The 22,517-nt window shown below is 37.8% G+C and carries 21 protein-coding genes and 3 pseudogenes; 22 read left to right on the top strand and 2 right to left on the bottom strand.

Annotated features, from left to right (window positions below):
* Positions 1 to 155 precede the first annotated feature (155 nt).
* The 4 genes and pseudogenes from porL (at position 156) to Q5W13_RS05605 (ending at position 4,533) form a co-directional block, all read left to right on the top strand.
* On the top strand, positions 156 to 812 hold the full coding sequence (gene porL / locus Q5W13_RS05620; protein ID WP_155598107.1) for a type IX secretion system motor protein PorL/GldL: 657 nt from the start codon (positions 156 to 158) through the stop codon (positions 810 to 812).
* Positions 813 to 865: 53 nt separating this feature from the next.
* Positions 866 to 2,425, top strand: a pseudogene (gene porM, locus Q5W13_RS05615) (type IX secretion system motor protein PorM/GldM).
* A 60-nt stretch (positions 2,426 to 2,485) separates the two neighbouring features.
* On the top strand, positions 2,486 to 3,388 hold the full coding sequence (porN, locus tag Q5W13_RS05610) for a type IX secretion system ring subunit PorN/GldN (RefSeq protein ID WP_304445651.1): 903 nt from the start codon (positions 2,486 to 2,488) through the stop codon (positions 3,386 to 3,388).
* A 92-nt stretch (positions 3,389 to 3,480) separates the two neighbouring features.
* Entirely contained in the window at positions 3,481 to 4,533 is a 1,053-nt protein-coding gene (locus Q5W13_RS05605; protein ID WP_304445650.1) for an NAD(P)/FAD-dependent oxidoreductase, read from the top strand.
* Here the strand turns inward: Q5W13_RS05605 and Q5W13_RS05600 are convergent.
* Positions 4,511 to 4,927 (bottom strand): DUF983 domain-containing protein, encoded by a 417-nt coding sequence (locus Q5W13_RS05600; protein ID WP_155598111.1) that lies wholly within the window; start codon positions 4,925 to 4,927, stop codon positions 4,511 to 4,513. The genes Q5W13_RS05605 and Q5W13_RS05600 overlap by 23 nt on opposite strands.
* Before the next feature lie 136 nt (positions 4,928 to 5,063).
* On the opposite strand from Q5W13_RS05600, the pseudogene Q5W13_RS05595 reads away from it, so the two are divergent.
* The 9 genes and pseudogenes from Q5W13_RS05595 (at position 5,064) to Q5W13_RS05560 (ending at position 15,341) form a co-directional block, all read left to right on the top strand.
* Positions 5,064 to 6,972 (top strand): annotated as a pseudogene (locus Q5W13_RS05595) (ABC-F family ATP-binding cassette domain-containing protein).
* 184 nt (positions 6,973 to 7,156) lie between these two features.
* On the top strand, positions 7,157 to 8,026 hold the full coding sequence (locus Q5W13_RS05590) for a leucine-rich repeat domain-containing protein (protein ID WP_304445649.1): 870 nt from the start codon (positions 7,157 to 7,159) through the stop codon (positions 8,024 to 8,026).
* Between the two features lie 174 nt (positions 8,027 to 8,200).
* Positions 8,201 to 9,337, top strand: a complete 1,137-nt coding sequence (locus Q5W13_RS05585; RefSeq protein WP_304445648.1) for an efflux RND transporter periplasmic adaptor subunit — start codon at positions 8,201 to 8,203, stop codon at positions 9,335 to 9,337.
* Positions 9,337 to 12,654 (top strand): annotated as a pseudogene (locus Q5W13_RS05580) (efflux RND transporter permease subunit). Before Q5W13_RS05585 ends, Q5W13_RS05580 begins: the two are co-directional and overlap by 1 nt.
* 2 nt (positions 12,655 to 12,656) lie before the next feature.
* Positions 12,657 to 14,021, top strand: a complete 1,365-nt coding sequence (locus tag Q5W13_RS05575) for a TolC family protein (RefSeq protein WP_304445647.1) — start codon at positions 12,657 to 12,659, stop codon at positions 14,019 to 14,021.
* A gap of 105 nt (positions 14,022 to 14,126) precedes the next feature.
* Positions 14,127 to 14,747: a Gfo/Idh/MocA family protein gene (locus Q5W13_RS05570; protein WP_304445646.1), complete on the top strand. Its 621-nt coding sequence runs from the start codon at positions 14,127 to 14,129 to the stop codon at positions 14,745 to 14,747.
* The gene (locus tag Q5W13_RS24655) at positions 14,644 to 14,910 is read left to right on the top strand and encodes a Gfo/Idh/MocA family protein (RefSeq protein WP_368662439.1); all 267 of its coding nucleotides are present in this window, start codon (positions 14,644 to 14,646) and stop codon (positions 14,908 to 14,910) included. Before Q5W13_RS05570 ends, Q5W13_RS24655 begins: the two co-directional genes overlap by 104 nt.
* Entirely contained in the window at positions 14,865 to 15,149 is a 285-nt protein-coding gene (locus tag Q5W13_RS05565; protein WP_304445645.1) for a Gfo/Idh/MocA family oxidoreductase, read from the top strand. The genes Q5W13_RS24655 and Q5W13_RS05565 overlap by 46 nt, the downstream gene beginning before the upstream one ends.
* 9 nt (positions 15,150 to 15,158) lie before the next feature.
* Positions 15,159 to 15,341, top strand: a complete 183-nt coding sequence (locus Q5W13_RS05560; protein WP_155598117.1) for a CPXCG motif-containing cysteine-rich protein — start codon at positions 15,159 to 15,161, stop codon at positions 15,339 to 15,341.
* Positions 15,342 to 15,343: 2 nt separating this feature from the next.
* Here Q5W13_RS05560 and Q5W13_RS05555 read toward each other — a convergent pair whose 3' ends face one another.
* Entirely contained in the window at positions 15,344 to 16,024 is a 681-nt protein-coding gene (locus Q5W13_RS05555; protein ID WP_304445644.1) for a head GIN domain-containing protein, read from the bottom strand.
* A gap of 215 nt (positions 16,025 to 16,239) precedes the next feature.
* Here Q5W13_RS05555 and Q5W13_RS05550 point away from each other — a divergent pair, with 215 nt between their 5' ends.
* From Q5W13_RS05550 to Q5W13_RS05510, 9 genes are all read left to right on the top strand, one after another.
* The gene (locus Q5W13_RS05550; RefSeq protein WP_304445643.1) at positions 16,240 to 16,659 is read left to right on the top strand and encodes a formylglycine-generating enzyme family protein; all 420 of its coding nucleotides are present in this window, start codon (positions 16,240 to 16,242) and stop codon (positions 16,657 to 16,659) included.
* Between the two features lie 47 nt (positions 16,660 to 16,706).
* The gene (locus tag Q5W13_RS05545) at positions 16,707 to 17,300 is read left to right on the top strand and encodes a formylglycine-generating enzyme family protein (RefSeq protein WP_304445642.1); all 594 of its coding nucleotides are present in this window, start codon (positions 16,707 to 16,709) and stop codon (positions 17,298 to 17,300) included.
* A gap of 46 nt (positions 17,301 to 17,346) precedes the next feature.
* Positions 17,347 to 17,880: a YceI family protein gene (locus Q5W13_RS05540; protein WP_304445641.1), complete on the top strand. Its 534-nt coding sequence runs from the start codon at positions 17,347 to 17,349 to the stop codon at positions 17,878 to 17,880.
* 58 nt (positions 17,881 to 17,938) lie between these two features.
* Complete coding sequence (locus Q5W13_RS05535; RefSeq protein ID WP_304445640.1) at positions 17,939 to 18,157, top strand: hypothetical protein; 219 nt, start codon at positions 17,939 to 17,941, stop codon at positions 18,155 to 18,157.
* Positions 18,138 to 19,127, top strand: coding sequence for a M20 metallopeptidase family protein (locus Q5W13_RS05530; RefSeq protein ID WP_304445639.1), 990 nt, complete (start codon positions 18,138 to 18,140; stop codon positions 19,125 to 19,127). The genes Q5W13_RS05535 and Q5W13_RS05530 overlap by 20 nt, the downstream gene beginning before the upstream one ends.
* Positions 19,128 to 19,200: 73 nt before the next feature.
* Positions 19,201 to 19,707 carry a hypothetical protein gene (locus Q5W13_RS05525; RefSeq protein ID WP_304445638.1) on the top strand — a complete coding sequence of 169 codons (507 nt, stop codon included), beginning with the start codon at positions 19,201 to 19,203 and terminating at the stop codon, positions 19,705 to 19,707.
* Positions 19,708 to 19,832: 125 nt separating this feature from the next.
* Positions 19,833 to 20,327: a (2Fe-2S)-binding protein gene (locus Q5W13_RS05520; RefSeq protein ID WP_304445637.1), complete on the top strand. Its 495-nt coding sequence runs from the start codon at positions 19,833 to 19,835 to the stop codon at positions 20,325 to 20,327.
* Between the two features lie 2 nt (positions 20,328 to 20,329).
* Positions 20,330 to 21,130, top strand: a complete 801-nt coding sequence (locus Q5W13_RS05515; RefSeq protein ID WP_304445636.1) for a molybdopterin cofactor-binding domain-containing protein — start codon at positions 20,330 to 20,332, stop codon at positions 21,128 to 21,130.
* 117 nt (positions 21,131 to 21,247) lie between these two features.
* Positions 21,248 to 22,495, top strand: coding sequence for a xanthine dehydrogenase family protein molybdopterin-binding subunit (locus tag Q5W13_RS05510; RefSeq protein WP_304445635.1), 1,248 nt, complete (start codon positions 21,248 to 21,250; stop codon positions 22,493 to 22,495).
* The last annotated feature ends 22 nt before the right edge of the window (positions 22,496 to 22,517 follow it).

The raw sequence follows: 22,517 nt of genomic DNA, 5'->3' as shown, positions 1-22,517 counted from the left end.
AAATCAAGTCGGAATATTACTTTAGTAAAAGTTTTAAATACACAAATACAAATACACCATCGGATTCTTCTAGCCATAGAAGATGATGATAAACAAATCAAACAGTAAACCAAATCTTTATTATTAACATTAATTTTTAAATTAAACCTTAAATTATGGCACAGTCAAAATCAACAAAAAAATTATTTAACATGGCCTACGGCCTTGGTGCATCGGTAGTAATTATTGGAGCATTGTTCAAGATTCTTCACTGGGAGTTCGGACCTTTAACAGGTGGTCTTCTATTAGCGGTAGGTCTTATTACAGAAGCTCTTATTTTTGCAATTAGTGCATTTGAGCCAGTAGATGACGAGTACGATTGGTCTTTAGTATATCCAGAATTAGCCGGTGGTGCTTCTATGGGAGTTGCAAGAAGCAACGAAGCTCAAGAAATTAAAGAAGCAGAAGCTTCATTGTCTGGTAAATTAGACGATTTATTAAAAGAAGCCGGTGTTGACGCTAGCTTAATGGAAAGTCTTGGATCAAGTATCCGTAATTTCGAAGGTGCAGCTAAGGGTATTGCCCCAACAGTTGACGCTATGGAGTCTACAAGAAAGTATTCTGATGAAATGGTACAAGCTGCAGCTCAAATGGAGTCGTTGAACAGCTTATATAAAGTACAGTTAGAGAGTGCTAGCAAACAAGCTTCGGTAAACGAAGAAGTTGTACAAAATGCATCAGCTCTTAAAGATCAGATGGCATCTTTATCTACTAACCTTTCTTCTTTAAACGGAGTTTACGGTGGTATGTTAACTGCAATGACTAGAAACTAATTAGAGATTAGTTAACCCCAAATCAATTAATTAATCAAACCTAATTAGAAAACATGGCAGGAGGAAAAGCAACACCACGTCAGAAGATGATCAATCTAATGTATTTGATCTTCATCGCTATGCTGGCGTTAAACATGAGCAAAGAAGTACTTGCAGCTTTCGGGATAATGAACGAAAAGATGGAAGCTTCAAACGAAAAGACTACAGAAAGTAACCTAGCTTTCTTAGGTGGTCTAGAGACTAAAGCTGGAGAAGATTCCGAGAAATACGGAAAGCTTTATAAAGATGCTGAGAAAATCAAGCAGATGTCACAAGAGTATTACGACTATCTAGAAGGCCTTAAAAAAGGTATGACAGAAGGTTTAGAAGATGCTACTGACTATGCAAGAATGGATAATTCTGATTTCTTAGATCAAAAATTCTTTCAAGGAGATAATCTATCGGAAGGTGGAAAGGAATTCATGAGTAGAATTAGTGATTACCGCACACAAGTGGCGGCTATTGTACCAAAGGATTTGAAAGAATCTGTTAACGCTCGTTTCAAGACCGGTGATGAAAACGGTAAAGAAGAAAAGAGAGATGGTAGCAAGCAAGATTGGATCAATTACCACTACGAAGGTTATCCTTTAGTAGCTTCTTTAGCTAAACTTACGGCCCTTCAAGCAGACGTAAAAGCTACAGAGGAAGACGCTCTTAAAAGAATGTTGGAAGGTGAGTTAACGAGCCAAGTATCGCTTAAGAATTTTGCAACATCATTACAGGCTAGTAAATCTGCTTTTTACTCTGGTGAGAAGTATGACGGTAAGATTATCATTAGTAAAACTGATAATTCTTCTACTCCTGTAAAAGCTGAATTAACGTTAGACGGAAGAAAACTTTCTGAAGGTTCTGATTATAAATTAGAAGCTGGTGGTGTTCAAATGTTAATTAGTTCAGGTTCAGCTGGTGATCATACTGTAGAAGGTATATTATACTTTAAGCAAGATGGTGAAGAGATTCCTGTACCTGTTAAAAATAGCTTTGCAACTATAAGCAAGCCTAACTCTGCTTTAATTGCAGCAGATAAGATGAACGTTGTTTATCGTGGTGTAGCTAACCCAATGTCTATATCTATACCTATGGTATTCCAGATAACAAGGTAAGTGCATCCGCTCCAGGACTTAAGAAAGTAAGTGCTAGTAAGTATGTAATGAACCCCAAACAGGTAGAACGGTTAAGATTGTTGCTTCTGGTACTTTGCCTGATGGTCAACGTATTTCTACACCGGCAGAGTTTAGAATTAAGGATATTCCAAGACCTGCAGGTTCTGTAAGTAAGCAGACTGGTAGTGCTAAAATGCCTAGATCTAACATGGAAATTGCTACTATTGGTGCAATGTTAGAAGACTTTGATTTTGATTTGAACCTAAAAGTTAGTGGTTTCAAATTCAAAGTTATAGTCAGCCTACTGTAAGTGTTAACGGAAGTAAATTGAACGCTAATGCCAAATCGGCCCTTAAGAGAGCTAAAAGAGGTGATGCTGTTCAGATATTTGATATCCAAGCTTACATTACAAATAACAAGAGTTATAAATTGAAGAAAGTATCTCCGGTTGTAGTGGAGCTTACAAACTAATAACAACTACTAAAAACCGGGCAATCTTTTGATTGCTCGGTAATTTAAAATATTACAAAGATGAATTGGAAAAATGCTTTAGTAATTGGTGCAGTAACATTGTTGCCAGTTTCCATGATGGCTCAGGCGAACGTTTTGAACGCTAAAAAGCCAGAGGAAATAGGCATTAAGACCGAAGCTCAAAAAGCTTTGGACAATGATGCTCCCCTCAAGTATGGTTATGTAGATGATCGTGACATTCTTTGGTCTAAGACCGTATGGGAAGTTATTGATTTAGATGAAAGGGTAAACTTTCCCTTATATTATCCTACTGATACTATAGATATAGGTAAAGATAGAAGATCATTGTACGATGTTCTTTTGAAGAATATTCAGAATGGTAAGCTAAAAGATGTTTATGCAGATTCTTATTTTACGGATAAGCGTAAGTTTAGCGACCTTTCTAGTACGTTGCAAAAGGTAGATACTACAGATTATGGTTACGAACAGATCAATGCAGGTGAAGCACTTTCTCCTGAATATGTGATGAAGAGAAACCTTTCTGCCGCAGATATCGAAGAATACCGTATAAAAGGTATGTGGTATTTTGATAAACGCCAAGGAGAATTGAAATACCGTTTATTAGGTATTGCTCCAGTTGCACCAGACGTTAACTTTATCGATGATGAATCTATGAATCCAGGTGATGCAAATGTTGAGCTTTTTTGGGTATGGTACCCAGATGCACGGCAGATTTTGCACGAGGCCAAAGTTTTCAACCAGAGAAATTCTGCACAACCTATCTCTTTTGATATGTTGTTAAATGCAAGAAGATTTAATGGTGTAATCTATAGAGAAGACAACGTTCATGGCGATCGTAAGGTAAATGATTATGTTACCGATAATGCCTTGTTTCAGTTGTTGGAAGCCGGTAGAATACAAGAGGTCATAAGAGACCGTGAACAAGACATGTGGGCCTACTAGTCCCTAGAATATTCCAATTCAAATAGTATTGAGCGCCCTGACAATTTTTGTCAGGGCGTTTTTTTTGATTGGCAATTTTCTACCTTTACCACATGGTAGATTATTTAATTGTAGGGCTTGGTCTTGCGGGTATTTCGTTTTGTGAGCAATTAGAAAAGAACAACAAAACTTTTAAGGTAGTAAACGATGCTTCTCAAACTTCTTCAATCGTCGCAGGAGGGTTGTATAACCCAGTGATTCTGAAACGTTTTACATTGGCCTTACAGGCAGAAGAACAACTTATGCTAGCTAAGTCCTTTTATGCCAATTTGGAGCGTAAATTAGATGTAAAGTTAGACTATGTGCTTCCTGTCTATCGAAGGTTCCATTCTGTGGAGGAGCAAAATCAATGGTTTGTAGCTTCTGATAAAAAAGGCTTGGATGTCTTTTTAAATACCACGATTAAACTAAATGAGAATAGCAATATAGATGCTCCGTACGGATATGGAGAAGTAATGCATACCGGAAGGATCGATACTAAAAAACTGGTTTTGTCTTATAAAAAGTACCTTCAAGAAAAAGGCTTCTTGTCTGAGGAAACGTTTGATTTTGATAATTTACACCTTACTGAAAATGGAGTTGAGTATGGTTCTATTTCTGCTAGACAAATTGTTTTTGCCGAAGGTTTTGGATTGAAGACCAATCCTTTTTTCAATTATTTGCCCATGCAGGGCTCTAAGGGAGAGTATCTTTTTATAGAAGCTCCAAATCTAAAAGAAGAAAGAGCTATAAAATCCTCTGTGTTTATTATCCCTCAAGGAAATGATATTTATCGGGTAGGTGCCAATTATGAGCACAATGATAAAACTAATTTGCCTACAGAAAGTGCAAAAGAAGGTCTTTTGGCAAAATTAAGGACTGTGCTTAAATGTGAGTTTAATGTTGTAGGCCAAGTAGCGGGTGTACGGCCAACTGTAACGGATAGAAAACCTTTGGTGGGGAGACATCCTAAGTTTAAACAAATGTATGTACTTAATGGTTTTGGTTCCCGTGGTGTATTAATAGGCCCCTCAGCATCAAATCAATTATATGCTTATGTTGAAAATAATGAGACACTGGACCCAGAGTTAAACATAGCCCGATTTACTGAGAAATTTTTTCGTTAAGTTTTTTCTTGTATTTGGCCGGAGCGTTGGGGTCGTAATGGATAAAAAAGTTAATCCAGATATTTCTGGAAAGACGGACAATTAAAGGCATGAAAACAATCATAGTACCTACAATAGCAATAAATGTGTGGAACAATGTAGCACCAATAAATAAGAAGCTAATAACAAATGCGGCCACGGCAAAAGCAATTCCGACACCATAACTAACGTACATGGCACCATAAAAAAAAGAAGGTTCTATTTTGTATTTTGTTCCGCAAGTAGAGCAACGCTCGTGCATATTGAATATTTTACCCAAATGATACGGGTTTTTGTCCTCGTACATGCTCTCTTCATGGCATTTGGGACAACTTCCTGTTAAAATGCTGTATAGTTTGTTTCCTTTTTTTAACATTTGCAAAACTTTAGGTAAAAGTACAATTTTGACTTTTCTTTGAACGTAACGATCATTACAAAATATTGTTATTTTTCACAAATAATAAACCACCTTTTAGGCATGATGCCTATTTGAATCTAGAATTTTTTAAAGTATGTTGAACATTCATAACCTTTCCGTTTCTTTTGGCGGAGAATATCTTTTTGAGGAAATATCCTTTCGTTTGAATGGTGGTGATCGCGTTGGTCTGATCGGTAAAAACGGAGCGGGTAAGTCAACGCTTTTAAAAATGCTTTCCAAAGATATGCCTATAGACTCGGGCACAATTGCAATGGAGAAAAACATTAAAATTGGTTTTCTTCGTCAAGATATAGATTTTGTTTTAGGCCGTACCGTGTTAGAAGAGGCGTATCAGGCTTTTGTAGAAATAAAAGCTTTAGAGCTTAGGCTAGATGATATAAACCATCAATTAGCAGAGCGAACGGATTATGAGAGTGATATTTATCATCAACTTATGGTTGATTTGAGTGATATAACCCATCACTATGAAATACTTGGTGGATACAATTACCAAGGTGAGACAGAAAAAATACTACTAGGTTTAGGTTTTAACCGTGAAGATTTTGATAAGAAAACGGATACGTTTTCGGGCGGTTGGAGAATGCGAATCGAGTTAGCAAAACTTTTACTGCAAAGTAATGATGTATTGTTGCTAGATGAGCCTACGAACCACTTGGATATTGAATCTATTATTTGGTTGGAACAGTTTTTAAAAGGTTATACCGGTGCAGTTGTAATTGTATCTCACGATAAAATGTTTTTGGATAATGTTACTAACCGTACTATAGAAATTTCTTTAGGTCGTATCTACGATTACGGTAAACCTTATTCAGAGTTTCTACTTCTTAGAGGAGAAATAAAAGAGCAACAAATGAATGCTCTAAAAAATCAGGAAAAAGAAATTCAGCAAGCAGAACGTTTGATAGAGAAGTTCCGCGCCAAAAGTTCCAAGGCTTCCATGGCGCAATCACTTATCAAAAAATTAGATAAGATGGACCGGATAGAGGTTGATCAAGATGATAATGCTGTAATGAATTTACGTTTCCCGGTGTCTATAACTCCTGGTAAAGTAATAGCAGAAATAGAAGAACTTTCTAAAAGCTACGGGGATAAAGATGTACTAAAAGGTGTTAATCTACTTTTGGAGCGAGACAGCAAGACAGCTTTTGTGGGGCAGAACGGCCAAGGGAAATCTACATTGGCTAAAATTATGGTGGGTGATCTTGATTATGGAGGTAAAATGAAGTTAGGCCACAACGTACAAATTGGATATTTTGCTCAAAACCAAGGCTGAATATCTTGATGGTAGTAAAACTATCTTAGATACGATGATTGATGCTGCCAATGAAAAAAACAGGAGCAAGATAAGAGATATTCTAGGGTCCTTTTTGTTTAAAGGAGATGAGGTAGAGAAATATGTAAAGGTACTTTCTGGTGGTGAGCGAAACCGTTTGGCTCTTGCCAAAATGCTTTTGCAGCCTTTTAATGTGTTGGTTATGGATGAACCAACCAACCACTTGGACATTCAATCTAAAAATGTATTAAAGCAGGCTTTACAGAATTTTGATGGAACGCTAGTTCTTGTTTCTCATGACAGGGATTTTCTTCAAGGGCTGACCAATAAAGTTTATGAGTTTAAAGACAAGGTAATTAAAGAGTATTTAGGTGATATAGATTATTACTTGGATCAGCGTAAGGTGGAAGACTTTAGGGCAATTGAAAAAAAGCAAGAACAACAAAAGAAAACCGCCGCTCCAAAATCTAGCGCAGCCGATTTTAAAGAGCAGAAGAAATTAAAGTCACTAAAAAATAGACTTAGCTCTGTGGAAGCTGATATCTCTAGACTGGAAAAGGAAATTGCTGATATAGACCATAAACTCTTAATGGACTACGATAAAACTATAGAGGCTCCTAACTTTTTTGATGGTTATCAAAAGAAGAAAAAGCAGTTGGAACAAATGATGGTTAAGTGGGAAGATATCACCCTAGAACTAGAAAATTAATAGGTATTTAGGGTAAACTACAATGGTGAAATTTTACTCACAACAGATTATTAGGTTTTCACAACATTATAGTGCAGTTAGACGATAATTTTTGTTTTTCATCTAGATTTAGGCTTATTTTTGTAGGGTAATTCCCAAAGAATTGCAAAAACCCAAACTGTCAACCAAAAAAATAAGCAATTATATGAAAAGTCTATTTAGTTTTTTAGTGCTTTTTTGCATTATGGTGCATACGGTCTTGGCCGAAGTCCCAAACAAAGAGATGGAGTCATTAGTGGCGCTTTATAATTCTACAAATGGGGACTCATGGGTAAGATCATGGGATATGACTGCTGATGTTAGTACATGGGAGGGTGTTACGATTAGAAATAATCGTGTGGTAGAAATCAATCTTTTTAATAATAATCTTCAGGGAGTTATTCCAAGTAGTATTGGTAGCCTTGAAAAGTTAGAATCCTTGAATTTAGCTTTCAATGGTATAACGGGAGAGTTACCTAAGGAAATTGCAGAACTTTCTAAGCTTCGTATTCTGAAGATTGAAATGAATCGTATTAAAGGAGAGCTTCCGCAAGAACTTGGGAACATGAAAAGCTTAATGGAACTTACTGCTTTTAATAATTTTATTACAGGAAGTATTCCGGAAAGTATAGGAGATATTAAAAATCTCAAAGTTTTGAACTTATCAAGTAACAGCTTAAAAGGTAACATACCAAAATCTGTAGGTGGTCTAGCTCAGTTAGAAAGCTTAGGTCTTTTTGAAAATACATTGGAAGGAAGCATTCCTTCGGAAATAGGTGGACTAACAAAACTAAAGGAACTTGTACTTGCCAATAATCAATTGGGTGGCGAGGTGCCAGAAGAGTTTGGTCAATTGGCTAGTCTTGAGGTTTTACAGATTCAGAATAACAAATTTGATTCTTTCAAAAACCTTCATACAATGAACGAAAAGCAGTTCTTGGTTTTTGACTATGATAAAGAAGATGATAAAATAGATTTCAAAAATGTTGAATACGGCAGAACTAGAATGGCCGACACAAAATTTGAAGATGAATAATAGAAAATAGATTTCCATAATTTATTAGTTAATTTGGTTGAAGGGATGCAGATATGCATCCCTTTTTTTATGATACTTTCAAAAAAAGTAGTTTTAAGATACATTTAACTAAAGCCGCTTAAACTATTAAATAGATTTGCAGTCCAACCAACTGGCCAAATGCCCTCCAAACTTATGAATACACGTAAGATCCTCTTATCAGTTATTGGTATTTTAATTATTGTAGCTTCTGTCTTCGTAGCTAGATCAATAATCAACAGCAAGAAAACTCCAAGACCTAAACCGGAAAAAGTAATTAAAACTGTATTTATTGATACGGTTAAAAACGGAAACGTTCCTATCATCATTCCTGCAAATGGTAATTTAAGTGCTAAGCAGCGTGTAGAGCTTTATTCAGAGGTTCAGGGTGTTTTTAGAAAAGGGAATAAACTCTTTAAAGCTGGTCAGTCATATAAGTCAGGTGAAACTATAATTCGTATAGATGCATCAGAATATGCGGCAAGTGTACAATCTGCTAAAAGCAACTTGTACAATTTAATAACTTCTATAATGCCTGATTTAAGGCTAGATTATCCTGAGATTTTTCCGAAATGGCAAAAATATCTGAGTGATTTTAATATGGAGAATAGCACTCCGGCATTACCTGAGATGACGGATGAAAAAGAGAAGTATTTTATCTCTGGTCGTGGTATACTCACCAATTATTATAATGTTAAAAACTTAGAGCAAAGGCTTTCAAAATACAGAATTTCAGCTCCGTTTAGTGGTATTCTTACAGAAGCGTTGGTTACTGAGGGTACACTAGTACGATCAGGCCAAAAGCTTGGGGAGTTTATCAATACTGATATTTATGAAATGGAAGTAGCTATTGGTAAAGCCTATAGTGACCTTTTAAGAGTTGGAGAGAAAGTAGAATTGGTCAATTTAAACGGAACCAAAACATATACAGGGAAAGTTGCCCGTATTAATGGAAGTGTAGATTTAGCGTCCCAAACAATTAGGGCATACATAGATGTTGAAGATGAGAATCTTAGAGAAGGTATGTATTTGGAAGCTAATTTGGATGCTAGGCAAGAAGAAGATGCTATTGAAATAGATAGAGGTCTTTTACTAGAGGACAACAAAATTTTTGTTGTACGCGACACCATTTTAGATATCATAGATGTAAAACCGGTTTATTTTTCTGATAGAAAGGTCGTGCTGAAGAATGTACCTGATGGAATAACTATAGTTTCAAAACCAGTGGTAGGTGCCTATGCCGGAATGTTGGTCAAGGTTTTTGATGAGAGTAACTCAAAAACCAAAGAATAATGAGGAATATAATCTCTTATTTTATAAAGTATCATATAGCGGTAGATGTCTTTATTCTGGCCTTTATGGTATTCGGTATTGCTGGAGCACTTTCATTGAAATCCAGTTATTTTCCGCTTTCTGATTCAAAGAACATAACTATAAGTATTACTTATCCGGGTGCTTCTCCACAAGAAGTAGAAGAAGGTATTGTACTTAAAATAGAGGACAACCTTAAAGGTCTTGAAGGTGTTGATCGTGTTACATCAACAGCTCGTGAAAACAGTGGTGTCATCAACGTTGAAATTGAGAAAGGTCGTGATATAGATTTCATGCTCTTGGAGGTTAAAAACGCAGTAGACAGGGTGCCTTCGTTTCCAACAGGAATGGAGCCTTTAATTGTTTCGAAGTTAGAGGCGGTTAGGGAAACCATAACTTTTGCGATAAGCGGAGATCATATACCGTTGGCCACTTTAAAAGAGGTTGGTAGACAGGTTGAAAATGAGTTGCGTGCTATTCAAGGTATTTCCCAAATAGCAATGAGCGGATATCCGTTGGAGGAAATAGAGATAGCCGTTAACGAAAATAGCTTATTGGCTTACAACATGTCCTTTAACGAGGTTTCTCAGGCGGTAGCTAATGCTAATATCCTGGTTACTGGAGGTAATATAAAGACGGACGCTGAAGAGTATTTGATACGAGCTAATAACAGGGCTTATTATGGAGATGAGCTCTCAAATATGATTATTCGTGCGGATGTATCCGGTAGTACCATACGGTTAAAAGATGTTGCTATCATACGAGACCGTTTTGAAGAGTCGCCTAATGCTTCTTTTTGATGGAAACCTTTCCGTAAATGTTTCCATTACTAGTACAAATACCGAAGACCTTTTAGGTTCTGCGGAAAAGGTGAAAGACTATATAGAAGATTTCAATAACAAGCACAACAATATAAAGCTAAGCGTGGTAAGTGATCGTAGTATCACTCTGAACCAACGTACAGAACTACTTACCGAGAATGCCATTGTAGGTATGATTTTGGTGTTGGTTTTCTTGTCTTTGTTTTTAAATACGCGCCTAGCATTTTGGGTAGCTTTTGGTCTTCCTATTTCCTTTCTAGGGATGTTTATTTTTGCAGGTTATTTTGATGTAACCATAAATGTGTTATCACTTTTTGGTATGATCATCGTAATCGGTATTCTGGTAGATGATGGTATTGTAATCGCAGAAAATATTTATCAACATTACGAAAAAGGAAAAACTCCGGTACAAGCAGCTATTGATGGAACAATGGAGGTGATTCCGCCAATTGTTTCAGCAATTATCACCACTTTATTGGCTTTTTCTATTTTCCTCTTTTTAGATGGAAGGATAGGAGAATTCTTTAGCGAGGTATCAGTAATTGTAATACTAACGCTGGTAGTTTCTCTAATTGAGGCATTGATTATTCTTCCTGCGCATTTGGCACACTCAAAAGCGCTGAAGACCATAGATAAGGAACCTAAAACAGCTATAGGTAAAGCTTTTGCTAAGTTAAGAGTGATAAATGAAATGGGAGACCGTTTTATGGTTTGGATGCGGGACAAGTTGTATAGTCCTGCTTTACGTTTTGGTCTTCGTTATAAGGTCTTAATGTTTGCGTTTTTCGTGATGGCATTGATGCTTACTTTGGGTTCTGTTGGTGGAGGAGTTATTAGAACCGCTTTTTTCCTAGAGTGGCAAGTGATCGTGTTTCTGTTGATCTGCTAATGCCAAACGGAACCAATGAAAAAGTAACAGATTCTATTATCTCATTAATTGAGGAGAAATCTATCATAGTAAATCAGGAGCTTACAGATAAGTACTTAAAAGGAACAGGTAAGATGCTGTTCGAAAATACTATCAAAAGAATAGGTCCCGGTACTTCTGCCGCTTCTCTAGATATTAACTTGTTACCAGGAGAAGAGCGACCAGATAATATTAGCTCAGATATGGTTACGAATAGGCTACAAGAGCTTATGGGGCCTGTAATTGGGGTGGAAAGCCTTATTTATGGCTCTGGAGGTAACTTCGGCGGTAGTCCAGTATCCGTTTCTCTCTTAGGTAATAATATTACCGAATTAAAGGCGGCTAAAAAGGAACTAAAGGCGGTACTTGAGAATAACGCATTACTTAAAGATGTAGCGGATAATGACCCTGCTGGTATCAAAGAAATTAGACTTCAACTAAAAGAAAATGCCTATTTACTAGGTCTAGACCTTCGCACGGTTATGAATCAGGTTAGGGCAGGATTTTTTGGAACTCAGGCTCAACGTTTTCAGAGAGGACAAGATGAGATTAAAGTTTGGGTTAGATATGATAGAGAAAACCGTTCATCCATTACAGATTTGGATGAAATGAGAATCTCTACACCAGATGGTAACAAAGTACCTTTTAAAGAAATTGCCTCGTACATTATAGAAAGGGGAGATGTGGCTATAAACCACTTGGAAGGGCAACGTGAAATTCAGGTTTCGGCAGATATTAAAAATGAAAAAACTACAAGTGCCACGGACATTATGAATGAAATCCGTACCACTGTAATGCCAGAAATTCAATCAAAATATCCTACAGTATCTGCTTCTTATGAAGGACAGAACAGAGAGGCAAATAAAATGACAAGCTCGTTAAAGGTAGTGGGGCTATCGGTTTTATTACTGATTTATATAACAATAGCGTTTACGTTTAGGAGTTTCAGTCAGCCATTATTACTTATTTTATTAGTGCCGTTCAGTTTAACTGCTGTAGCATGGGGGCATTGGATTCACGATTTCCCTGTGAATATTCTTTCTATGTTAGGTATTATAGCGCTAATTGGTATTATGGTAAATGATGGTCTCGTGCTCATAAGTAAGTTTAACGGAAACCTCCGTGACGGGATGAAATTTGATGATGCTATTTACGAGGCGGGTCGTTCACGTTTTAGAGCTATATTTTTAACCTCTATTACCACTATTGCAGGTCTAGCACCATTACTGTTGGAAAGAAGTAGACAAGCGCAGTTCCTAAAGCCTATGGCTATATCCATTGCCTATGGTATTGCTTTTGCTACTGTGCTAACCTTGTTATTATTGCCGTTGTTTTTAGCGTTTAGCAATAGGGTGAAAGTAACTACGAAATGGTTGAAAACCGGTGATGATATTACTAAGGAAGAAGTAGAACGTGCTATTAAAGAACAGAAAGAAGAAGAAGAAGAAGAAGAAGAAGAAATGTTGGAGCACCCTAAGCCGTTGTTAAATGGTTCTTCTCAAGACGTAGTTAGAGGTTCAGAAATAGGAGAAAACACATCACCCAACACCAATCTTAAGAAACCAGAATAGGAATGATTAAACAATATATAGCCGCCTTTACTTTTCTTTTTCTTACAGTGGGGATTTCGGCTCAAGAGAAACGTCTTTCTAAAGAGGAAGCTGTTCAGTTGACTTTAGAAAATAACTTTGGAATAAAAGTAGCAGGCAATCAAGTGAAAATTGCCGATAACAATCAAGGTATCCTCAATTCAGGTTATTTACCTAGTTTGACAGGAACGGCCGGTGCCAACTACAGCGAGTTGAATAGTACTACCGCTTACCCAGATCAGTTCAATACGGATGGTACGCCTAGACAAGATTTAGAAATTGATCATGCGGAGTCGCAGTCGTTCAATGGGGGATTAAATCTTAACTATACTTTGTTTGATGGTTTAGGTAGATTGTACAACTACAAGAAACTAAAAGAGCAATATCAACTTACAGAACTTCAGGCCAGAGAAACTATAGAGAATACGTTGTTGCAGTTATTCAGTATTTATTTTGAAGTGGCCAGACTTACGGAAAATGAAAATGTATTTAAAGAGGCACTTGCAATCTCTACTGACCGTATTACCAGAGCGGAGTATGCTTTTGAATATGGGCAAAATACAAAGCTAGATATTTTAAATGCGCAAGTAGATGTTACCAATGATAGCATTAATTTATTGAATGCAAAACAACAACTGGCTAATACTAAGAGAGATTTAAATGTAGTGGTAAACCAGAGTCTTGATGAGAAGTTTCAGGTAGATACTATTGTTCGTTTTGTACCTAGGTTGCAATTAGATGAACTCATAGGTCAGGCTAAAGAAAATAACGTAACCATACTCCAGACAGAGCGTAATTTGGCTATTAATGAATACGATATTAAGGTAAATAGTTCTGGTTATTTGCCAACAATTGGTCTTACGGGGTCGTATGGTTGGAATTTGAATCAAAGTGCGCCTAATTCATTCTTACCAGGGCAGGTTATTCCCGGTAGTAATAGATCTAGTCTAACTTTAGGTTTGGGAGCCAGTCTTACGTGGAATCTTTTTGACGGTGGAAGAACAACTACTCTGGTACGTAATTCTAAAATTGCATACGAGAATCAAGAACTGGTGCAAGAGCAGGTGGCTATGGAGGTTGATAGGGATATCCTAAATGCTTTGGCTAGCTATGAAAACCGATTGACTATTTATCAGATTCAAGAACAGAACGTACTTACGAATCAAAACAATTTTGAAAGATCAAAAGAGCAGTTTCAATTGGGTAGAATTACATCCATTGAATTCCGTCAGGCACAAATAAACCTTTTAAACGCTCAGACTAATAAGAATTTGGCCAAGTATGATGCTAAGCTGGCAGAACTTCAATTATTGCAGCTTACGGGGCAACTTTTGAATGTAGAGTTCTAAGAAATCAATTTAAAAATTAGAATTGAAAGATTGTTCTAAATGGATGATTCTTTGTCTTTCATATAATTTCTTCGTAGTATAGTTTTAATAAAATAGAACTATCGTATGTCTCATATTGGCGTTGGAATTATCGGCACAGGTTCAATCGTATATACCTATGTAAAGTGTCTTTCTGAAATAGAGGGAGTGCGGATAATAGGGCTCTGTACCAAATCTGCAGATAGGGTAGAGCAGGTTAAAGCTGAATTCGGTTTACCTGTCTATAGTGATTACAATTCATTCTTGTCACTTCCGGAAATAGATTTAGTCTGTGTCTGTAATGAAAGCGGAAAACATAGTGAAGCCATAAAGGCTGTTGCCATGGCTCAAAAGCATGTTTTAAGCGAGAAACCTCTAGAAGTAACTACAGAGAAAATAGATGGATTAATAGCCTTGTGTGAAAAACAAAAAGTGCTTTTAGGGTGTGTGCTTCAGAATAGGTGTAGTACAGATTATAGAAAGGTAGAAAAAGCTGTGAAATCTGGAAAGTTAGGTAAGTTACTTATGGGTAACGCTAGCATCAATTGGTATAGGTCTGAGGCATATTATTCAAATAGTAATTGGCGGGGTACGATAAAATTAGATGGATGGTGGTGCGGCTTTTATAAATCAAGGTATTCATACGGTAGACCTATTAATAAATCTTATGGGCCCAGCAGTATCGGTCTTTGCCAATGTCCAAACTAGGGTTCATAAAATAGAAGGGGAGGATGTTGGTGCTGCACTTATAAATTACAAAAATAAAGCAATCGGGACTATTACTGCTGGCACGGCTCTATTTATGGATATCCAGAGCGCATTGAGGTGTATGGAGAAAAAGGAAGCATTATTATGGAGGGGGGTAAAATAACCTCATGGAACATTAAAGATGAGCAGGCGCCTAAGTTAAACACAGAATCGCTAGGAAGTGGAGCAGCTGACCCGACTGCAATAGGGCATCAAAATCATAAAATTGTACTACAGGATATGGTAGATGCAATTAGAGAAAATAGAAAGCCAATGGTAAGTGGGGCAGAAGCAAGAAAGTCCGTCGCGCTAATAAATGCCATCTATGAGTCCTCTAGAAACAAAAAACAGGTTCAGCTTTAAGAAGTAATTATGTACGAACATTTTTTTCAATGCCCATATTGCTGGGAAGAAATTTCCATGCTAATGGATCCTTCAATCTCAAGCCAAACCTATGTAGAAGATTGCGAGGTATGTTGCAACCCTATTGAGGTAACCCCGCAATTTCAAGATAATGAACTCATAGCTTTTGAGGCTCATGATATAGAGCAGTAAGCTTAATCCATTTCTTTAATTTTTCCGCCAAACACTTTATCTTTCTCAATACTTTTAGGTTTTCCATAGATGTATATAGATCCGCCAGCACGTACTTTTGCTACTACTTTGTCGGAGGCATTTACGTCAGCTCTTCCTCCAGCGTTAACCACCACTGTAGTTTCTTTGGTGTCTAGTTGTTTGTTGTAAGTTTTACCTCCGGTATTCACCATCACTTCTTGCTGAGTGGCAGAACCGGTAAGAGTCACTTCGCCACCAGAAACGGATTTAGTGTAAAGGTCTTTAATGTCTATTTTTAAGTCGATTTTCCCGCCCTCTTGGGTTTTGATCTCTACACGATCACCTGTAACGGTTTCGTTAGATTTTATTTTTGCATTCTCGTTCGAATCAATTAGGGTAAGGTCCTCCGTGTAGTATAAAGTAGCTTTAGCCTCGTCTCCGTCTAAAAAATTACCGAACTCCATTTTTATTTTTAAGAGACCATCTTTGTTAGAGATACTTATCTCATCCTTGTCATCACCGGTAATGACAATTTTGTTTTCGTTGCTTTTAACAAGGCTAACAACTATCCGGTCATATACTTTAAGCTCTGTAAATTTATCTAAGTCTTTTGTATTTTCCTTCTGTGCTAAAACGCCTGCAGATATGAATAGGGCAAGGGCTAGAAATTTAAATTTTTTCATCTTTCAATTTTTGTAGTGTTCCTTCAAATATACGCTATTTTAGACGATTCCCCTAGAGTGTTAATATCTCTGAAGTAACGCTGTCGTTGCTATTGTGGCTTTTTTAAACAAAAGATGTAGGTGTTGTTGTGGGGTTGAAAATAAGGTAGTTTTAAGAAGGTTGAGTCTGCTTATTGTAAATAAAAAAAACTATTTTTAGCAAAAGCATTATTTAAATGAAAACCCAGTTGACCAAAATTACCTTAGCTGCCTGTATCTTTGGGGTGGTGTTCCAATCTTGTAAATCTTCGCAATCAGCTACTAGTGTAGAGAAAACCGTTGCTGATACAACCAAAGAAATAGTAGCCAAAAAAATACCTTTGGAAGTATCTACTGACGTTTCGAACGGTTATACGGAAACGGTTCCTGAAACCGACAATAGTTTTGATATGGTTTTAATTCCTGAAGGAACTTTTAAAATGGGTAGCCCTGAAACGGAAGTCATTAGGAAAGCAGATGAAGGACCACAGAAAGATGTGGAGTTAGATGCCTTTTATATGGCTAAACATGAATTAACTTGGGATTTGTTTGAACTTTTCTTTAAACAGAACAAAGAACTTTTCGTTAAGCTAGATAACGACCGAGTTATAAAATAGACGCCATTACACGTCCTAGCCCACCGTATGAAGATCCTTCTTATGGAATGGGGAAAGATGGTTTTCCTGCGGTTAGCATGTCTGCATATTCCGCTTTGGTCTATTGTAAATGGTTGAGTACCGTAACAGGAAAGTTTTATCGATTACCTACAGAAGCTGAGTGGGAGTATGCTGCAAGGGCAGGTACAGAGGGTGCTTATAGTTTTGGAGATGATGTTTCCGAAATTGATGAATATGCGGTGTATTATAAAAATTCAGAAAATAAATATGCTAAAGTAGGCTCTAAGAAACCAAACCCTTGGGGTTTGTATGATATGCACGGTAATGCTGCAGAGTGGACGTTAGACGAGTATAAGGAAGATGCATATGCTACAACGGAAAGCAAAAATCCTTGGGTAACGCCAACGGTAATTCATCCAAGGTCTTTTAGAGGTGGTTCATGGGATGATGATGCAGATAAATTACGTTCAGCTGCAAGAACGGGATCAAGTTTAAAGCAACAGAAACGTGACCCACAGATTCCAAAGAGTTTTTGGTGGTTTACAGATTCTAATTATGTAGGTTTTAGATTAGTAAGCCCTAAAGTTCAACCCAGTGCAGAAGAACAGAAAAAGTTCTGGCAGAACGTTTTAGATGAGTAGTAAACTGATTTAGTAACGCCAACAGTAGTTGGCCTATTTAGATATCATGAAAAAAATAGTTTTATTAATGCTCTTTGTAGCTAGTTCCATTCTTGTTCAAGCTCAAGATGAATATACTCTTGCAGATTCTAGTAAGTTAACAATCAGTGGTACTTCTACCGTTAGTGATTGGGATGTGGTGGCTAATTCGGTAGCAGCAACTCTTAGGTATGATGGTGTGGCGCCAAAGCAAATTTATTTGGAAGTAGAAGTCGCAGATATTATGAGTGAAAGAGGAGCTTCTATGGATAAGAAAATGCATGATGCCCTTAAAAAAGAACAGCACCCAAAAGTTATTTTTAAATTAACGGAAGTGAAGAACAAGTCAACTTTGGTTGGTTCGTTAGCTATTGCGGGAGTTGAGAAAACCGTAGAAATTCCTGTAAAAATGGAATCAAACTCTGAAGGTTTAAAAATATCTGGCAAGAAAAAGATAGTATTAAAGAATTATAACATAGAGCCCCCAAGTGCAATGTTCGGTCAGATTATTGTTGGAGATGATGTTACCGTTAATTTTGATTTGGTCTTTTCAAAGAATTAGAATACTCATTTTTTTAAATTATAGTTTCGGTAGGTAGTTGACTTTAACCCCTTTTCTTATGGATGATTACCAAAAAATTAAAAGTCTTGCCACACAATATGCTCCGGAATTTGTAGCCGTTCGTAGACATCTGCATGAAAATCCAGAATTATCTTTTCAAGAATACAATACCTGTGCATACCTCAAAGAACAGTTAATATCACTTGGAATAACGGATATAGAATCTGTTGCAGAAACAGGGATTTTAGCTACGATTAATGGAAACAAGAAAAAGTAAAACGGTTCTTTTACGCTCAGATATTGATGCGTTACCCATACAGGAGCAAAATAACATAGCATACGCTTCCAAAACGGCAGATGTCATGCATGCCTGTGGCCATGATGCGCACAGTGCTTCTCTGTTGCTGTGTGCTAAGATTTTAATAGAATTAAAAGGTGATTTTGCTGGGAGTGTAAAATTGCTATTTCAACCTGCTGAAGAACTTAGTCCGGGTGGAGCTATTAGCGTCATAAAAGAAAAGGCGTATATCGCTTTAGGAACCATTCCTCATATAGGGCAACATGTGCGTCCAGATATTCCTGTGGGTAAGGTCGGTTTTCGTTCAGGAAAGTTTATGGCCAGTATGGATGAGCTTTTCTTGACCGTAAAAGGGAAAGGTGGTCATGCCGCTATGCCCGAAAAAATTATTGATCCTGTTTTGATTGCTTCCCATATTATTGTTGCCGCTCAGCAATTGGTCAGTCGTATGGCAGATCCAAAAACTCCTTCCGTACTTTCTTTTGGAAAGGTAATTGCCAATGGTGCCATCAATGTAATTCCTAATGAAGTATCTATTGAAGGTACTTTTAGGACTATGGATGAAGATTGGCGAAAAATAGCTTTAGAAAAACTCAATAAACTGGTGACTACAATGGCCGAAGCCATGGGAGGCAGTTGTGAACTGAAAATCAATCATGGCTATCCACATTTAAAAAACGACTCGACCTTAACGGAGGATTTAAGAATTCATGCAAAAGATTATTTAGGTGAAGAAAATGTAGAAGAATTGGATCAGTGGATGGCGGCAGAGGATTTTGCTTACTATACACAAAACAATCCGGCTTGTTTTTATATGTTGGGTGTTGGCAATGTGGAAAAAAACATTGCATCTGGTTTACATACACCTACGTTCAATATAGATGAATCTGCTCTGGAATTAGGAGGCGGACTAATGGCATGGTTGGCTATTAAGACACTTTTAGTGTAACTCTACTCGGTAATATTGACTTCTCTAATTAATCAGTAACTTTATAGCTATAGGCAAAATGCTTACTCTAGCTATGAAAATAAAAAACTACCTTCTAATTTCCTTTCTTTTGATGGCAGGGTTTGTATTGGCATCAATCTATAAACCTATAGAAACAGCGTATACTTCCACACCTGTCAATGAGCAAGAAAACCGACAAAATTCAGATACTGCTTTCCATAAAATGATGGACGTGCTTACGCATCCACGTTGTTTAAATTGTCACCCCAGTGATAATGTGCCCAAACAAGGAGAAGACAGTCATCCCCATCACTTTGATATTGCAAGAGGGGAAAGTGATAAAGGTTTTGAAGCTACCAAATGTGCTACCTGTCATCAATCTGAAAACAATCCGTATTCCGGTGCTCCGGGAGCACCGCATTGGTCTTTGGCACCACACTCCATGCGATGGCAAGGTTTAAATCGGTTTGAAATCGCAAAATCCATGATGGACACAGAGCGCAACGGTGGCCGTTCCCCAGAGGAAATCAAAAACCACCTAACGGAAGATGATTTAGTGCTTTGGGCTTGGGAGCCTTAAGACAAATATAAAAGGAGAGCCGCGTGAACTTCCACTGGTATCCAAAAAAGAATTTATTAGTGCGGTAGAAGCTTGGTTTGAAAGTGGCCATACTATACCATCTAAATAATAGAAAAAATCCAACTATGAAAATTTCAATGATAGTCAATGGCCAATCGCATGCTATTGAACTTACTGACGAATACACTCCTTTGCTTTGGGTTATTCGTGATATACTCGGACTTAAAGGAACTAAGTTTGGTTGTGGCAAAGCAGCTTGTGGGGCTTGTACGCTTCATGTAGACGGAGAGGCAGTCCGTTCGTGTTCCTATCCGGTAAAATTTGCAGAAGGAAAACAAATCACAACTATTGAAGGTTTAGGAAATGCAGAGAATCCGCATCCTGTTCAGCAAGCCTGGATAGAAGAAATAGTGCCTCAATGTGGGTATTGTCAGCCTGGGTTTATGATGGCTACTGCAGCGTTATTGAATAAAATTCCTAACCCAACGGATGAGGACATCGATAATAATATTATAAATGTTTGTAGATGTGGCACGTATTATAGAATGCGAAAAGCCATCCATAAGGCTGCGGATAAACAAAATGCTATTAATAAAATTAACGAACCAGCAAAAGCTTAGTAATGGCAGATAATCAATCCTCAGAAAAGAAATTGTCAAGGCGAAAGTTTTTGGTACGTGGTGGTTTGGGAACCATAGGAGTACTTGCTGTTGGTACGTATGTATTGAGAAACCCTATACGAAGGGCCATTTTGGAAAAAGCCAATGAAATGGATTTGGCATACATGGGAAGCACGGATAACCCTATGCTGTGGTTTGAACTTAGCAAGGATAACGTAGTTATCTTACATTCACCCAAGATAGAAATGGGTCAGGGCACCTTTACGGGTTTGGCACAAATGGCGGCAGATGAATTGGAGATTTCCATGTCAAAAATTAAGGTTGTTCATGCAACAACGGCTACCGGTAATATTGACGGCATGAGTACGGGAGGGAGTACTTCTATTTCCGGCTTGTGGCAACCGCTGCGTGAATTGGCAGCTACTTTTCGTGAAATGATGAAGATAGAAGCTGCGAAAAAATTAGGCGTTCCCGTTTCTGAACTTTCCGTACAGGAGGGTATCGTGTCGGGAAATGGAAAGAGCCTTACATATTCGGAAATATCGGAAGGCGTAACGGATTGGACGGTTCCGGATGCACCCGTTTTAAAAGATATAAGCACTTATAAGTTCGTGGGAAAACCTGTAGCCAGAGTAGATTTGGCGGATAAGGTTTACGGCGCTCCCATGTTTGGTTTAGATGCCGAAATGCCTAATATGCTTTATGGGGCAGTAGTAAGACCTTCAAAAATAGGAGCCAAGTTTATAAGTGCTACAACGGATAAGGCTGAAAAAATGCTAAGGCGTGATCAAAATTGTAAGTGAAGATGATTTTGTTGGGGTTGTAGCGGCGAATCGTACATAGAGGCAGAAAATGCCAAACAGGCTATTGAGGTTGTTTGGGAAACTCCAGATGATTTACAACAAGACGCCATAGTGTCTATGATGACCGTGGGAAATGGTAAATCTACGATCATTCAAAAAGAAGGTGATGCTCTTAAGGGAGATGATATCGTTCAAATGGAATTTAGAAGTCCTATTGGTGCACATGCACAGATAGAGCCTAATGGCGTTGTGGCTTTCGTAGAGGAATCCAAAGCTACTATTATGATATCTACCCAGGTAATTGGCATAACCCGAAGGGAGGTATCTTCTAGATTAGGTTGGGATGCAGAACAGGTGAATGTAATTCCAACATATTTAGGCGGCGGTTTTGGAAGACGATTGCATACGCCACATGCGGTGCAAGCGGCAGTAATGTCTCAGGCAGTTGGGAAGCCAGTAAAATATATTTTTAGTCGGGAAGAGGAATTTCAACATGATATGTTTCGTCCGCCAACCCATCATATTCTTAAAGGTCGTTTAAATGAGCAGGGACTTCTTGATAGTCTTGAACATCATTTTGTGAGTGGCGATGTCGGTAATAACTCGGCATTAGTTCCAAATATAGTACCGCCCATTGTTGGAGCGGATATAGGTGCCATTAGAGGTGGGTTTCTTCAGTATTCTGCTGTGCCTAATCATCGGTCAGTATACTGGCATGTAACATTGCCTTTTGCAACGAGTTGGTGGCGTAGTTTAGGTTTGTTGGCCAATACCTTTGCAATTGAAAGCTTTGTTGATGAGATGGCTTTAAAAGCTGGTAAGGATGCTATTGAATTCCGTTTGGCGCAAGTTAATGATGATGAAGCTGGGAAACGGTTAAAGGAGGTTATGCGTACTGCAGGAGAAAGAGCTAGGTATTCGGAAGAAATTAAAGATGGTAGGGCCATGGGTTTTGCTGCTTCGGTAGATGCGGGAACACCATGTGCACACGTAGTTGAGGTTTCTGTGGAGGATAATAATATACGAGTGCATAAAGTAACTGTGGTATTAGATCCTGGTTTGGCGGTAAACCCAGACCAAATAAGAGCGCAATGTGAAGGTTGTGTAATTATGGGAATGAGCGCGGTTCTGTTTGAACAAATGAAAGTAGTAGATGGTTCGTTAACACCAACTATTTATGGTCCATATGAAATGGCTTTGATGAAACACGCTCCAAGAGAAATTGATGTGGTGTTGTTGCAAGGTAAAGATACGCCCGGTGCAGTTGGTGAGCCTCCATTAGGACCAATAGGAGCTGCGATAGCCAATGCCGTAAGAAGATTGACTGGTAAGCGGCTGCAATCCATGCCATTAAAATTGACCTAGTTTAAATTTCTATCGTTTAAAA

The organism is Zobellia laminariae, assembly GCF_030553095.1.
Taxonomy (GTDB): Bacteria; Bacteroidota; Bacteroidia; order Flavobacteriales; family Flavobacteriaceae; genus Zobellia; species Zobellia laminariae.
This window is presented reverse-complemented; position numbering and strand designations above follow the sequence as displayed.